The sequence below is a fragment of the Mixta sp. genome (assembly GCF_024610815.1).
Classification (GTDB): domain Bacteria; phylum Pseudomonadota; class Gammaproteobacteria; order Enterobacterales; family Enterobacteriaceae; genus Mixta; species Mixta calida.
Genome location: NZ_JANION010000130.1, coordinates 1 through 14,597 on the forward strand (window position 1 = coordinate 1; position 14,597 = coordinate 14,597).

14 protein-coding genes are annotated in these 14,597 nt (G+C 58.1%); 1 reads left to right on the forward strand and 13 read right to left on the reverse strand.

Going from position 1 to position 14,597, the window contains the following annotated elements; all coding sequences use genetic code 11:
- Window positions 1-128: 128 nt before the first annotated feature.
- The 13 genes from nsrR to nnr all read right to left on the reverse strand — a co-directional run bounded on the left by nsrR (window position 129) and on the right by nnr (window position 13,737).
- Entirely contained in the window at window positions 129-575 is a 447-nt protein-coding gene (gene nsrR / locus MYY08_RS09295; protein ID WP_288013963.1) for a nitric oxide-sensing transcriptional repressor NsrR, read from the reverse strand.
- 207 nt (window positions 576-782) lie between these two features.
- The gene (locus MYY08_RS09300) at window positions 783-2,081 is read right to left on the reverse strand and encodes an adenylosuccinate synthase (RefSeq protein ID WP_084970350.1); all 1,299 of its coding nucleotides are present in this window, start codon (window positions 2,079-2,081) and stop codon (window positions 783-785) included.
- Between the two features lie 156 nt (window positions 2,082-2,237).
- Window positions 2,238-2,438 carry a DUF2065 domain-containing protein gene (locus MYY08_RS09305; protein ID WP_190296232.1) on the reverse strand — a complete coding sequence of 67 codons (201 nt, stop codon included), beginning with the start codon at window positions 2,436-2,438 and terminating at the stop codon, window positions 2,238-2,240.
- Window positions 2,439-2,565: 127 nt separating this feature from the next.
- Window positions 2,566-2,895, reverse strand: coding sequence for a DHCW motif cupin fold protein (locus MYY08_RS09310; RefSeq protein ID WP_038623890.1), 330 nt, complete (start codon window positions 2,893-2,895; stop codon window positions 2,566-2,568).
- 138 nt (window positions 2,896-3,033) lie between these two features.
- Window positions 3,034-4,041 (reverse strand): protease modulator HflC, encoded by a 1,008-nt coding sequence (gene hflC, locus MYY08_RS09315; RefSeq protein WP_038623887.1) that lies wholly within the window; start codon window positions 4,039-4,041, stop codon window positions 3,034-3,036.
- A 3-nt stretch (window positions 4,042-4,044) separates the two neighbouring features.
- On the reverse strand, window positions 4,045-5,286 hold the full coding sequence (gene hflK, locus MYY08_RS09320; RefSeq protein ID WP_038623885.1) for an FtsH protease activity modulator HflK: 1,242 nt from the start codon (window positions 5,284-5,286) through the stop codon (window positions 4,045-4,047).
- A gap of 68 nt (window positions 5,287-5,354) precedes the next feature.
- Window positions 5,355-6,635 carry a ribosome rescue GTPase HflX gene (hflX, locus tag MYY08_RS09325; RefSeq protein WP_084970353.1) on the reverse strand — a complete coding sequence of 427 codons (1,281 nt, stop codon included), beginning with the start codon at window positions 6,633-6,635 and terminating at the stop codon, window positions 5,355-5,357.
- A gap of 80 nt (window positions 6,636-6,715) precedes the next feature.
- A complete protein-coding gene (hfq, locus tag MYY08_RS09330) occupies window positions 6,716-7,027 on the reverse strand; it encodes an RNA chaperone Hfq (RefSeq protein WP_038623882.1) in 312 nt (103 codons plus the stop codon).
- Window positions 7,028-7,129: 102 nt separating this feature from the next.
- Window positions 7,130-8,080 carry a tRNA (adenosine(37)-N6)-dimethylallyltransferase MiaA gene (gene miaA / locus MYY08_RS09335; protein WP_104951597.1) on the reverse strand — a complete coding sequence of 317 codons (951 nt, stop codon included), beginning with the start codon at window positions 8,078-8,080 and terminating at the stop codon, window positions 7,130-7,132.
- Window positions 8,073-9,980, reverse strand: a complete 1,908-nt coding sequence (gene mutL / locus MYY08_RS09340) for a DNA mismatch repair endonuclease MutL (protein ID WP_103790945.1) — start codon at window positions 9,978-9,980, stop codon at window positions 8,073-8,075. Before mutL ends, miaA begins: the two co-directional genes overlap by 8 nt.
- Before the next feature lie 99 nt (window positions 9,981-10,079).
- Window positions 10,080-11,744 (reverse strand): N-acetylmuramoyl-L-alanine amidase AmiB, encoded by a 1,665-nt coding sequence (amiB, locus tag MYY08_RS09345; RefSeq protein WP_373996397.1) that lies wholly within the window; start codon window positions 11,742-11,744, stop codon window positions 10,080-10,082.
- Window positions 11,744-12,217, reverse strand: a complete 474-nt coding sequence (gene tsaE / locus MYY08_RS09350; RefSeq protein WP_038623878.1) for a tRNA (adenosine(37)-N6)-threonylcarbamoyltransferase complex ATPase subunit type 1 TsaE — start codon at window positions 12,215-12,217, stop codon at window positions 11,744-11,746. The genes amiB and tsaE overlap by 1 nt, the downstream gene beginning before the upstream one ends.
- On the reverse strand, window positions 12,214-13,737 hold the full coding sequence (nnr, locus tag MYY08_RS09355) for a bifunctional ADP-dependent NAD(P)H-hydrate dehydratase/NAD(P)H-hydrate epimerase (protein ID WP_190296233.1): 1,524 nt from the start codon (window positions 13,735-13,737) through the stop codon (window positions 12,214-12,216). The genes tsaE and nnr overlap by 4 nt, the downstream gene beginning before the upstream one ends.
- Between nnr and queG the strand changes: the two genes are divergently transcribed.
- On the forward strand, window positions 13,736-14,597 hold an 862-nt coding region (queG, locus tag MYY08_RS09360; RefSeq protein ID WP_288013964.1), incomplete at its 3' end, for a tRNA epoxyqueuosine(34) reductase QueG. The two genes, nnr and queG, sit on opposite strands and share 2 nt — an antisense overlap.

A 14,597-nucleotide genomic window follows, 5' to 3' on the forward strand; every position in this document is an offset into this window, starting at 1 on the left:
CGCGGCTGGCCGGTTTTTCACGTTTTTCTAAATGCGCGAGAATAAACTCGCGACTGGGAATCGGGTTTTCGTATTTTTCAGCTTCTCTTTCCTGAAAAGGGTCTTTTGACATAGCGGTTCCTCCGTTGTCAGCAGCCGGCCAGCGTTGAAGCCTCAGGCGCCGGCAGCAAAATTTTATAAAGCGGATGGTTATCCCTCACCAGGTCGGCCAACGTATAATTATCCAGCTCCCGCAGGAACTGTTCCGTCGCCGCGTTCAGCGCCTGTCGCAAACGGCAGGCGGGCGTAATAGCGCAGATATCACAATTCACCAGCTGCAGCGGCTCCATTTCACGTACAACCTGTCCGACAACAATTTCCGAGGCGGGTTTACCCAAACGAATGCCGCCGTTTTTACCCCGTACGGCGGCGACATAGCCCAGACGGCTCAGCTGGTTAATAATTTTAACCATATGATTGCGCGACACGCCGTAGGTGTCAGTAACCCGGGTGATGTTCGTCATCTGGCCGGCCGGTAATGCCGCCATATAAATCAGGGCGCGTAGGCCGAAATCGGTAAAACTCGTCAACTGCACAATAACCTCGGTGAATTTCCGGTGAATTTCATCCGCTTAGGATAATTATTATCTAATGATGATAAACCAGCCCATTAAATTGAGGGCATTTTTTTAAGCAAGCCGGATTTCAGGAAAAGCGATAAGCAAAGTGGGCGGGAATAAAGAGCGGAGCGCCTGCTGTAACACAGAAGATAAAGGCCGGACACTGTCCGGCCTTTCGCGCAATCAGGCGTCAAACGGATGACGCAGGATCATGGTTTCGCTGCGATCCGGGCCGGTAGAGATAATATCAACCGGCACGCCCGTCAGTTCTTCAACACGCTTAATATAATCGCGCGCTGCCTGCGGCAGAGCGTCAACCGATTTCGCGCCAAAGGTGCTTTCGCTCCAGCCTGGCAGGGTTTCATAAATCGGTTCGATGCCTTCCCACCCTTCCGCGGCCAGCGGCGTAGTGGTAACTTCGCGGCCATCCGGCATACGGTAGCCCACGCAGATTTTAACCTCTTTCAGGCCATCCAGCACGTCCAGCTTCGTCATGCAGAAGCCGGACAGGGAGTTAATCTGCACCGCGCGGCGCACCGCAACCACGTCCAGCCAGCCGGTGCGACGACGGCGGCCGGTGGTGGCGCCGAACTCGTTGCCTTTTTCACACAGGAATTCGCCAACGTCATCAAACAGTTCTGTTGGGAAAGGACCTGCGCCGACGCGGGTGGAGTACGCTTTGATAATGCCCAGCACGTAATCCACATAGCGCGGACCGATGCCGGATCCTGTCGCCACGCCGCCTGCGGTGGTGTTGGAAGAGGTCACATACGGATAGGTGCCGTGATCGATATCCAGCAGCGTGCCCTGCGCGCCTTCGAACATGATCAGATCGCCGCGCTTACGCGCGTTGTCCAGCAGGTCGGACACGTCTACTACCATGCTGGTCAGGATATCGGCGATATCCATGACATCTTTCAGTACGGTGTCGTAATCTACCGCCTCTTCTTTGTAGTAATGCACCAGCTGAAAGTTGTAAAAATCAACGATCTCTTTCAGCTTGGCGGCGAAGGTCTCTTTATTGAAAAGATCGCCCACGCGCAGGCCGCGACGGGCCACTTTATCTTCGTAAGCCGGGCCGATGCCGCGACCGGTGGTGCCGATCGCCTTCGCGCCGCGCGCTTTCTCGCGCGCCAGATCCATCGCAACGTGATATTGCAAGATCAGCGGGCAGGCTTCAGAGAGTAACAGACGTTCACGTACCGGGACGCCACGCTCTTCCAGACCTTTCATCTCTTTCATCAGCGCAGCCGGAGACAGCACAACGCCGTTACCGATGATGCTGGTGACGTTTTCACGCAGAATGCCAGAGGGAATTAAGTGGAGAACGGTTTTTTCACCGTTGATGACAAGCGTATGACCCGCATTGTGGCCGCCTTGATAGCGCACAACGTATTTAGCGCGCTCTGTCAGAAGGTCAACAATCTTACCTTTGCCTTCGTCACCCCATTGGGTGCCCAGTACGACAACGTTCTTACCCATTTTCTTGAAACCACCGATTGCTTAAAAATGGATTCTACCACCATGATTTTCCACTTTCAGCACTTTTAGCATACGATTGCGCAGTTTTTTGATCGAGATTTGGCCTGCGTCAGGTTGCCGTTTTAGCGCCTGTTTGCGCTGCGCCTGGATATAGGATTAACTGCCGCCGTGCACACTCAACATATAGTAAATCACCGCGCCAGCCACCACTAACCCGCCGCCAAAACGGTGCAGCAGACGATCCGGCAGCTGGGCCATGGTGAGGATCATGCGACGCCAGAGACGCGGCCACAGCATCGGTCCCAGCCCTTCCAATACCAATACCAACGCCAGCGCCATCCATATGGTTGTTTTCATTATTTCTCGATAATCAACGCGAAGAAGCTGGCGATTATGCACACTGGCGGATAATCCGTAAATATGAGGCTGAAGGAAGCGACGGGAAAAAGCGTGACGGAATATATCACGCCGCTGACAGCAGTCCTTAATCGACGATAAACAGCTTCGCGCCGCCGGGCGAAGAGGAGCGATGCGCTTCGGCGTTGTCCGCCACCTGATAGCTCATGCCCGGCGTTAAAATAAAGGTGCGGCCATCTTCCAGCTCGGTATGCAGCTCCCCTTCGAGGCAGTAAAGAATATGCCCTTTATCGCACCAGTGATCGGCCAGATAACCAGCGGAATATTCGACGATCCTGACGCGAATATCGTTAAAGCGTTGGGTACGCCACAGCGCGTATCCCCGCTCGCCCAAATGCTTTTCCGATACGATTTTATGCCAGTCCGTAGTGCCGAAAGGAAGATTGTTGATTTGCATACCAGCCTCTGTGTAAGGAAACGATAGAAAACGATTTTTACAGCGTAAGGACAAATGGTACTTAAGCAGAGCGGGCGCTCTGTTACGACATGACAGCAGGATAAAAAAGCCGACGCAAGGTCGGCTTTTTTAGCAGGATTAACGTGCCGGGGAGGCGGAAGGCGATTTCATGTAGCGGAAGAAATCGCTGTCCGGGCTCAGCACCATCACGTCCTGGTTATCGCTGAAGCTTTTCTCATAGGCGCGCAGGCTGCGGATAAAGGCGTAGAAGCCCGGATCCTGGCTGAACGCGTCGGCAAACAGCTTCGCCGCTTCGGCATCGCCTTCACCACGGGTGATCAGCCCCTGACGCTGTGCTTCCGCCAGCGTGCGAGTTACCTGATAATCTGCCTGAGCGCGCAGTTTTTCCGCTTCTTCCTGACCTTGCGAACGCTGACTACGCGCTACCGCTTCACGTTCGGCGCGCATACGGTTGTAGATAGCGTCGGAAACCTCGGTCGGCAGATTAATCTGCTTGATGCGCACATCCACCACTTCGATGCCCAGCGCCGCCATACTGTTCGGATTGATCGACGGTTCATCGGTCTTGGTTTCACGCGCGACGCGTGCCGCAGCATGCGCAATCGCATCGTCCGCCGCTGGCGTCTGGACTTCGTCATCGCGTCCGGCGCTGCCGGTATTGAGCGCGTCGCGCACGTCGGTCGTCAGGCGGCCGCGTGAATCAGTGACGATATCTTTCACGTCGAGGCGGCCCATTTCAGAACGCAAACGGTCGCTAAACTTGCGTTTCAGCAGCACTTCCGCCTGTGAAACATCGCCGCCGCCGGTAGCCAGATAGTAACGGCTGAAATCGCTGATGCGCCATTTGATATAAGAATCGACGATCAGATCCTTTTTCTCTTTGGTCACAAAGCGATCGGCCTGGTTATCCATGGTCTGAATACGGGCGTCCAGCGTTTTAACGGATTCCAGGAACGGAATTTTAAAGTGCAGGCCCGGCGCAAACACCAGCGGCTTGTTCTCATCGTCACGCAGAACTTTGCCGAAACGCAGCACGATGCCGCGCTGGCCTTCCTGAACCACGAACAATGACGCGTACAGCACCACCAGTACAACAATAATTAATACGATTAATGGCTTACGCATCGTTTACTCTCTCCCTTCGCGCTGGGTGTCGTTGCGCAGTGCGTTGGCACGACGCTGATCCATAATGTCGTCCGGGCTGAACGACGAACCGCTGCTGGCGCGATCGTTGCTGCCAGAGGTCGACGGCAGGCGCATCAGGCTGCTGCTCTCCTGGCTGCTACGGGTTGAGCTGGAAGAACCCTGACCGCGCATCAGCTGATCCAGCGGCAGCACCATCAGATTGTTGTTGCTGTTGCTGACCAACACTTTACGGGTATGGCTCAGCACGCGCTCCATCGTTTCGATATAGAGACGCTCTTTAGTGATTTCCGGCGCGGCTTTATATTCCGGCAGGATTTTCGCGAAACGCGCCACTTCACCCTGCGCTTCCAGCACGGTGCGCGCTTTATAGGCCCGCGCCTCTTCCAGAATACGCTGTGCCTGGCCGTTAGCGCGCGGCTGCACTTCATTGGCGTAGGCTTCCGCCTCACGGACGTATTGCTCGCGGTTTTCACGCGCGGCAATCGCGTCGTCAAACGCCGCCTTTACCTCTTCCGGCGGACGCGCCGCCTGGAAGTTGACGTCCAGCACGGTGATGCCCATGTTGTAGGGCCGAATGGTTTCGTCGATTTCGCGCTGCGTTTCGCTACGCACCACGGTACGGCCTTCGGTAAGAATGCGATCCATGCTGGAGCGGCCAATCACGCCGCGCAGCGCGCTGTCTGTCGCCTGACGCAGGCTGTCGTCCGCGCTGGTAACCGCAAACAGATAGCGTTCCGGGTCGGTAACGCGGTACTGCACGTTCATCTCGACGCGCACGACATTTTCGTCAGAGGTCAGCATCACGCCGGACGCGGCCAGTTCGCGCACCGCCTCGACGTTAACCGCCTGCACCTGATCGATAAAGGTCGGTTTCCAGTTCAGGCCCGGCTCAACCAGATGGCTGAACTGACCAAAACGCGTTACGACGCCGCGCTCGGCCTCTTTAATGGTGTAAAAGCCGCTCGCCGCCCAGATAACCACGGCCGCGACGGCCACGATACCTACTAGCTTGCCGCCGTTGCCTGAGCCGCGTGAATTATCGCCGCCCTTGCCGCCACCGCCCAGACCGCCAAGTTTTTTACTCAGCTTACGGAAGATATCATCGAGATCGGGAGGCCCCTGATCGCGTCCTCCCTTGTTTCCCCCAGAGTTGCCGCCTTGATTATTGCTGCTTCCCCACGGGTCGCGGTCTTGTCCGTTATTACCGGGCTGATTCCACGCCATGTTTATACTCCATTTATTGTATGTGCGGTGTTATCCCAGGCCGGGATACGCGTTTCAGGCAACATCAGTCAAACAATATAATCCACCAGCGTCGGCTCCTGTTTGCACAGGCGGCGCCAGTCAACAATCGGCAGGCGAATCATCAATCCTACGCTGCCATCTTCTTCATTCCATTCTTTTTCAATGGCCTGCAGCTGATAAAATCGGCTGCGCAGGCGTCCCGCCTCCGGCGGCAGACGCAGCTCGTACTGCGCAATTTCGCCGGAAAGCCGTTCGGTCAGCGCCTGGAACAGCAGCGGCAGACCCGCACCGCTTTGGGCTGAGAGCCAGACGCGCACCGGTTGATTTTCATCGTTGCGATCGATGCGCGGCTCAAAGCCGTCAAGCATGTCGATCTTATTCATCACCTGCAGCATCGGAATTTCGTCGGCTTCGATCTCTTCGAGAACGGTTTCCACCGCCTCGATGTTTTCATCCATGCGCACATCGGCGGCATCGATGATATGCAGCAGCAGCGCCGCCTGACGCGTTTCCTGTAGGGTCGCTTTAAAAGCGGCTACCAGGTCGTGCGGCAGATGACGGATAAAGCCGACGGTATCGGCCAGCACGACTTCGCCGACGTCGGAAACGTCGATGCGGCGCAGCGTCGGGTCCAGGGTGGCGAACAGCTGATCGGCGGCATAGACGTCGGCGGAGGTCACGCTGTTGAACAGCGTTGATTTGCCGGCGTTGGTGTAGCCCACCAGCGATACCGTGGGGATATCCGCCTTCGCACGCGCCTGTCGCCCCTGATCGCGCTGTTTTTCCACGCGCTCCAGACGCGACAAAATCTGGCTGATGCGATTACGCAGCAACCGACGGTCGGTTTCCAGCTGGGTTTCACCCGGTCCACGCAGGCCGATGCCTCCTTTCTGACGTTCAAGGTGGGTCCAGCCGCGCACCAGGCGCGTGGCGAGATGGCGAAGCTGGGCCAGCTCTACCTGCAATTTACCTTCGTGAGTGCGGGCGCGCTGGGCGAAGATATCCAGGATCAGACCGGTACGGTCAATCACACGACATTCGCACAGACGCTCAAGGTTGCGTTCCTGAGCCGGCGACAAGGCATGGTCAAAGATGACGACTGAAGCGCCGGTGGCTTTCACCGCTTCAGCGATCTCGACAGCTTTACCTTCACCGACAAAATATTTGGGATGTGGCGCTTTGCGGCTACCGGTTATCACGCGCAGCGCTTCGACGCCTGAGGAAGAGACCAGCGTTTCGAATTCCTGCAGGTCTTCTGTCTCTTTGTCTTGCGAGAACCAGATGTGTACCAGTATGGCCTGCTCACCGGCATCATAACGGTCAAACAAGCTTAAACCTCTCTAATTGATTGACCAAAACGGGGAAGGCCATTAATACTTTCCCCGTTTTGGCAGTACGATAACAGGGCTTACTCAGCGCTGTCACCGTCTTGCTGTTGCGGCTGCGATTGCGCTGCCTGATTATTGCCGCCGTGATGATAGTTGCTACCGCCACCTGCATTGTTGCTATGGTGGGAGACTGCACGGGACGGAACAACGGTAGAGATAGCGTGCTTATACACCATCTGGCTGACCGTATTTTTCAACAAAATGACAAACTGATCGAAAGACTCAATCTGACCTTGCAGTTTGATACCATTCACCAAATAAATTGAAACCGGAACACGCTCGCGACGCAGTGCGTTCAGGAACGGGTCTTGTAAAGATTGCCCCTTAGCCATTCTATCTTTTCCTTATATGCTTGTTGTTTATTACTAAGAACCCTGCGGCTCTAAAAACTGCGTAAAAAAATTTGCGCACGATAACGGATCAATTGTACACATTCACCCAAGGTTCGCACCAAGAACCTGTAATACCTTGTTAAGCGCCTGGTCCGAATGTTCGCTGTCAAGCCAGTGAACATTCTGCCAGCCGCGTAGCCAGGTGATTTGGCGCTTGGCGAGTTGTCGGGTCGCGCAAATTCCCCGATAAACCATTTCGTTGTAATCAATCTCGCCTTCAAGGTAGGACCACATCTGGCGATATCCGACACAACGAATGGAAGGCAAATCCGTATGCAAATCTCCCCTTGCAAACAGCGCGCGCGCTTCGGCTTCAAAACCTGAAGCCAGCATTTGTTCAAAACGCAACGCAATACGCTGATGCAACAATTCACGGCTCGCCGGAGCGATAGCGAACTGAATGACATCGTAAGGCAACGCCTCACCCGCGGTTTTCGTCAGTTCTGTTAAAGTTTTACCCGAAATAAAAAAAACTTCCAGTGCCCGCGAGAGTCTCTGGGGATCATTCGGATGAATACGAGCGCCAGCAATGGGATCAATTTCACATAATTGGCGGTGCAGGGCTTCCCATCCCTGTTCACGCGCCGTTTGCTCTATCCGTTCGCGCACCTCCGGATCGGCCGAGGGCAACGGCGACAATCCTTCCAGCAGCGCTTTGAAGTAGAGCATGGTTCCACCAACAAGCAACGGAATTCGCCCTTTTGAGGTAATCTCCGCCATTTCCGCTAACGCATCGCGACGAAAGTCGGCCGCCGAGTAGGCTTCCGACGGATCGCGGATGTCCAGCAGACGATGGGGCGCCTGCGCCAGCTCCTCCGCGGATGGCTTGGCAGTGCCAATATCCATGCCGCGATAAATCAGGGCTGAATCAACGCTTATCAGCTCTACCGGCAACTGCTTGCGCAGCGAAATCGCCAACGCCGTTTTGCCGGAGGCCGTCGGCCCCATCAAAAAAATCGCCTTAGGCCGGCCCGCCATTCTGCTTTCACTCATGCTTCAGGGCGTTTAACGCCTTTTCTGTGTCGATCGGTTGTAATAAACCCGGAGGTGGCGATTTTAATAGCGCCGGACAGAGCCGTTCGACATCCGCCAGCAGCGCTATCGCCTGTGAATGATTCCAGTGCGTATGCTCTACCTCAGCCTGACGCGCCAGCCATTGGGCTAACAGCGTCGAGGAAATATCCTGCTGACGGGCGAGATAGCCTAACAGTTCTGGAATCAAGTTTTGTAAATTTTGTTGGCGCAATGGTAAAGGCACCGCGCGTAGCGTCACATGCTGCCCATCGCTTTGCAAATCAATACCCAACAGGCGCAGCAGCTCATCGTGCCGCTGCATTGCCTGTCGTTCCGCCTGGGCCAGCTTTAACCTGACCGGAATCAGCAACGGCTGAGGCTTCAGCCCTTCGGCGCCCGGTTCCAGCTGCGCCTGACGCAACCAGCGCGACGCCACGGTTAAGGCGATCAGCGCCAGCTGGCCGTCCCGCTCCACCACCGCGTAGCTGTCGTGCAGCACCGTCAATACCCGCCCCAGGCTCTGGCTATGGGCGCGCAGCGGCGCGGCGACAGGCTCCTGCGCGCGCGACGGCGTTTTTTCTGCGGGCGTCGGCGTTTGCAGCAGCTGCTGATAAAGCGCGCCCTCGCGTTTTTGATAACCGGGCTGCTGCTGTGGCCAGCCTGTCAACGACGCCGCGGCGTGACCGCCTGCGCCGCCGCCATTACCGGCGCGCGGCGCGGCGGCGGAGACCGAGGGCTGACGTGGCGGCGAGGTCTCAGCGGGCGCTGACGGCTCGACCGGCGTCGGCGGCGGGCTGGAAAAGTGATTGCCGCCCGCAGCCTGACGGTTTTCCGGCTGCCAGCGCGGCGCCGCCTCCGTCGTCAGCGGCAGGCTTTCCGCGCCGCTCTCTTGCAGCACGCTGATCACGCCTTGATAGATAAAATCATGCACCAGCCGCGACTGATGGAAACGCACCTCATGCTTAGCAGGATGCACGTTCACATCGACCTGATGCGGATCGATATGCAGATAAAGCACATAGGCGGGCTGATGATCGCCGCCCAGCTTTTCCTGATAGGCCTGGCGAATAGCATGGTTGATCAGCTTATCGCGCATCATGCGGCCGTTTACGTAGCAGTATTGCAGCTCGCTGACCTGACGCGCGCCAGCCGGATCGGCCACCCAGCCGCGCAGCGCCAGATCGCCATGCTGCCATTCTATTTTCAGCGCATGATCCATAAAGGTGGCGCCGCAGATAGCGCCCAGACGCCGCAACTGTTGGCTTTCCTGCGCGGCGGCGCGGTACTGACGCACCAGCTTGCCGTTATGGGTCAGGGAAATGGCGATATCGAAACGCGCCAGCGCAATACGCCGCACCACCTCATCAATATGAGCGAACTCGGTCTTTTCGGTGCGCATAAACTTGCGGCGCGCAGGCGTGTTGTAAAAGAGGTCGAGCACTTCCAGCGTGGTGCCAGGCGGATGCGCGGCGGGTTTGACCGTCACCGTCATATCGCGCCCTTCGGCATACGCCTGCCAGGCTTCCTGCTGTTCAGCGGTGCGCGAGGTCAGCGTCAGGCGCGAAACGGAGCTGATGCTCGCCAGCGCCTCGCCGCGAAAGCCCAGGCTGACGATCGCTTCCAGATCGTCCAGCGACGTGATTTTACTGGTGGCGTGACGCGCGAGCGCCATCGCCAGTTCCGCTTTGCTGATGCCGCAGCCGTTGTCACGGATGCGAATCAGCTTCGCGCCGCCCTTTTCAATATCGATATCGATACGCGTGGCGCCAGCATCGAGGCTATTTTCCACCAGTTCCTTAACGACCGACGCCGGTCGCTCGACCACTTCACCGGCGGCGATCTGGTTGGCTAACTGCGGCGGCAGGATCTGAATGGGCATGGGGCACTATCCTCAATCTGGCGTGAAACAACGGTTGTCGCGCTGCGTGGCGGCCGCGGGCCGTCATGCGGCCCGCGGCGGTCATGCGGCCCGCGGCGGTCAGGAGGCGGGGATCTTTAGCGTTTGCCCCAGCATCACATTGGTAGACTTCATATTATTGGCCTGCATGATAGCCTGCGCGCTGACGCCGTAATGCACCGCAATGGCGGTCAGCGAATCGCCGCGCACCACTTTATGACGCTGCGGACGGCGGCTGGAGGCGGCTGAAACGGCGGTCGTGCCACCGCTGGCAGGCACTTTCAGCCGTTGCCCTACCCAGACGCTCTGCTTTTTCAGCTGGTTCAGCTGCGTCAACGTGGTCATGGAAACGCCATACTGCGCGGCGATGCCCGACAGCGTTTCGCCGCGCTTCACGACGTGACGCTTCACCGGCCCGGTATAAGCGACCGGCGTGCTGGAACGATTGGCTTCGACTTCAACCGCCGTTGCGGACGGCAACGGTCGGTTTTCCTGCTTTGGGACAGATTGCAGCGGATGCGTCAGGAAGTAGCTGCGCAGGCCGCGATAAATCGACCCGGCAATCTTCTCCTGATACGCACTGCTTCCCAGCAGCCGCTCCTCCGAAGGGTTACTGATAAAACCCGTTTCCACCAGCAGCGAAGGGATATCGGGCGAACGCAATACGCCCAGGCTGGCATGCTCTGGTCGCCGCTTGTGCAGCGAGCCGACCTGTTGCAGCTGCTGAATTACCTTCTTCGCCACATCATAACCGACGCGCTGAGAGTGGCCGAACTGTAAATCCAATACCGCCTGGCTCAGATAAGGGTCCGCCTGGCTGTTAGCCAGCAGATCGCCTGCCCCGCCCAGCAGCTCAGACTGTTTCTCATGCTGTTCAAGCCAGTTCGCCATTTCGCTGTTGGCGCGGCGGTTCGACAGGACCCAGACCGATGCGCCGCGCGCGCTGCGGTTTGGCGCGGCGTCGGCGTGGATAGACACCAGCACGTTGGCGTTTTGCTTACGCGCCACGTCAGAGCGCCCCATCACTGAAATAAAGTAGTCGCCGTCGCGCGTCAGCACGCCTTTAAACATCGGATCGTCATTAAGCATCGCTTTCAGCTTGCGGGCGATGGCGATGGTGACGTTCTTCTCTTTCAGGCCATTCATGCCGATGGCGCCGGGGTCCTGTCCACCGTGACCGGCGTCAATAGCGACAATCACCGTATCGTTAGAGGTGCTGTTGCTCTGTCCCGGCGCGATGCGGCTGTTGCTGTTGGTCACCGTGGTGACCTTATCGCCGTCAAAGGGATTGTGCGCTGGTGTGGTCGGCTGTGGACGGCTGCGCGTCGCGGTGTTGACCGGCGCGCGGGCGGCGGCGCTCTGTTTGCCGGTAATGGTAAACACGACCTTGTAATTGTCGCCGTTGCGCTGCGTAACGGCGCGCGTTTTACCGGACCGGGTCAGCTCAAACACCAGCCGAATGCTCTGCGCATCTTTCGGTTGGCTGGTGCGAATGCGTTTCACCAGATTATCGCCGCTGAAATTCAGCGGCAGCCCCTGAATTACGCCGGACTGACGAATATCCAGCACCACGCGGTCCGGGTTATGCAACGGGAAGAAGCCGTAGATGGGCTGGCCGTTAAAGCTCAGCGTCACCGTTGCCTGACTATTGCCGTTTGAAACCTGAATATCGGACAGACTGGCCGCCAGCGAGGAGCAGGAGAACAGGCACAGCAGCATCAACAGCATAACCTTGATGCGCGCCATTATGCGGAGTCCTTCTTCAGCGCCAGCGCGACCAGTCTTTCGCCGAGCGGCGAATGCGCTTCCAGCTTCGCTTCGCGCGCCTGGCTGACATAGCTCAGGGTCAGCGACAGGTCGGGCTCAGGCAGCACGCCCGCGCCCTGCTGCGGCCATTCCACCAGGCAAACGGCGTCGCCGGCGAAATAGTCGCGAATGCCCATAAACTCCAGCTCTTCCGGGTCGGCCAGCCGATAGAGATCAAAATGATAAACGGGCCGCGCCAGCTGCTGATAAGGCTCCACCAGCGTATAGGTCGGGCTTTTCACGTTGCCCTGATGACCCAGCGCCTGCAAGAATCCGCGGCTGAAGGTGGTTTTTCCGGCCCCTAAATCGCCGTACAGATAGATGACCACCGCGCTGTCGCAGGCGCGGGCAAGTTGAGCGCCCAGATCGAGGGTTGCCGCCTCGTCAGGCAATGCGATAACACAGGTATTCATGCTTTATTGTTTAACATCTCAGGATTAACAAATCGAAACAGCTCGGAGAACAGATCGGTCGCCAGCATTCCACGCGTGCCAAAGCGCGCCGCTACCGCATCCGCCGCCGCGCCATGTACCACACAGCCCGCACAGGCAGCATCATACAGCGTCAGCTTCTGGCCGCACAGCGCGCCGATGATGCCTGACAGCACGTCGCCCATCCCGCCTGAAGCCATGCCCGCATTGCCGACGTCGGCGAAGGCTATTTCACCGCTTTCACTGGCGATAATCGTGCCTGCGCCTTTCAGCACCGCCACGCCACCGTAGCGCTTCACCAAGCGTTGAGCGGCAAGTAAGCGATCACTCTCAATTTCAGCGGTCGACAGGTTCAACAGTCGCGCCGCTTCGCCGGGATGAGGCGTAATGATGCGATTCTGACGTTTATCGGGATTGAATGCCAGCAGGTTAAGCGCATCTGCATCCCACAGCATCGGTTTCTGAGAATTTTCTATTTTCCGCAGCGCCTTTTTGCCCCACTCTTTCTGGCCCAGTCCCGGCCCGACAACAATCATGTCGGCCCATCCCTGCGCCTGCTGGAGCGCCTCATCCGTCAGTTCATCCACCATAATCTCCGGGCGGGCGGCGAGAATCGGCACGATGTTATCTTTGTGAGTAAGCGCTCGCACCAAACCTGCTCCGGCGCGCAATGCTGCTTCCGCCGTCATCCGTATTGCTCCGGCGGTGCCGCGATCGCCGCCGACCACCAGCAGGCGTCCCTGATCGCCCTTGTGCGAGGTGGGTCGACGCGGATGCAGCCAGCGAGTCAGCGCCTGCGCGTCGTAACGCGCCATCGGCGCCTGCTGACCGCTAAGCCAGGACTCAAGGCCAAGCCCGTGATAGTGCAGCTGGCCGACATAGTCGCGCGCTTTGCCGGTCACCTGCCCCGGCTTAATGGCGATCAACGCCAGCGTGGCGGCCGCCTCGATGACTGCGCCAGGGGCAGTGCCGTTGGCGGCGACCAGGCCGGAAGGCATATCAATGGAGAAAACCGGCGCTGCATGGCGGTTCGCCTTCTCAATCAACCGGGCGTAGCTTTCCGTCGGCGCACGATTCAGGCCGGTGCCCAACAGCGCATCGACGATAATATCCACCTGCTCCGGCCAGACAGCCTCCGCATCATGCACTTCGCCACCGGCCGCCAGCCAGCCTTCGCGCGCCGCCTGCGCTTCTTCCGGCAGCGGGCGTTCGCTGTCACAGGCCAGCAGCGTCACCTGAAACCCCGCTGCCTGCGCCAGACGCGCCACGACATAGCCGTCGCCGCCGTTATTGCCATGACCGCAAAGTATCAGCCAGTGTTGCGCCTGCGGCCACTGTCTGCGAATCAGGTCGAAAGCGGCGGCGCCCGCGCGCAGCATCAGTTCGTATAAGGTAATGCCTAACGTGTCCGCGCCTTCGGTTTCCAGACGACGCAGCGCCTGCGCAGGCCAGACAGAGTGTGGTAAACTACAGGCGTTTTCCTTCTCGGTATTATCAGTCATGTCACACCCTCTCGATCTTCAACAGCTTGCTCAGGATATAAAACAGTGGGGACTGTCGCTCGGCTTTCAGCAGGTCGGCATCTGCGACACCGATCTCAGCGTGGAGGAGCCGCGTCTGCAGGCCTGGCTGGATAAGCAATATCATGGCGAAATGGAGTGGATGGCGCGACATGGCATGATGCGCGCCCGCCCGCATGAACTGCTGCCTGGCACCCTGCGCGTAATCAGCGTGCGGATGAACTACCTGCCGGCGAAAGCCGCCTTTGCCAGCACGCTAAAAAATCCCCGTCTGGGTTACGTCAGCCGCTACGCTTTAGGTCGCGACTATCACAAAGTATTACGCAATCGCCTGAAAAAGCTCGGCGATTTAATCCGTGAGCGCTGCGAAGCGGCGAATTTTCGCCCGTTTGTTGATTCCGCCCCCCTTTTGGAGCGGCCGCTGGCGGCGAAAGCAGGACTCGGCTGGACAGGTAAGCACTCACTTATCCTCAACCGCGAGGCGGGCTCCTGGTTTTTTCTTGGCGAACTGTTGATCAATTTGCCGTTGCCGGTCGATCAGCCGCAGGAAGAACAGTGCGGGCGCTGCGTCGCCTGCCTGACCACCTGCCCGACCGGCGCCATCGTTGAGCCTTACGTGGTAGATGCGCGCCGCTGCATCTCCTACCTGACCATCGAGCTCGAAGGCGCGATACCAGAAGCGTTTCGACCGCTAATCGGCAACCGAATCTACGGCTGCGACGACTGTCAGCTGATCTGTCCCTGGAACCGCTTCGGCCAGCTGACCGACGAGGATGACTTTTCGCCGCGCGCGGCGCTACACGCCCCGCCGCTGACGGAACTCTTTATGTGGGATGAAGCGA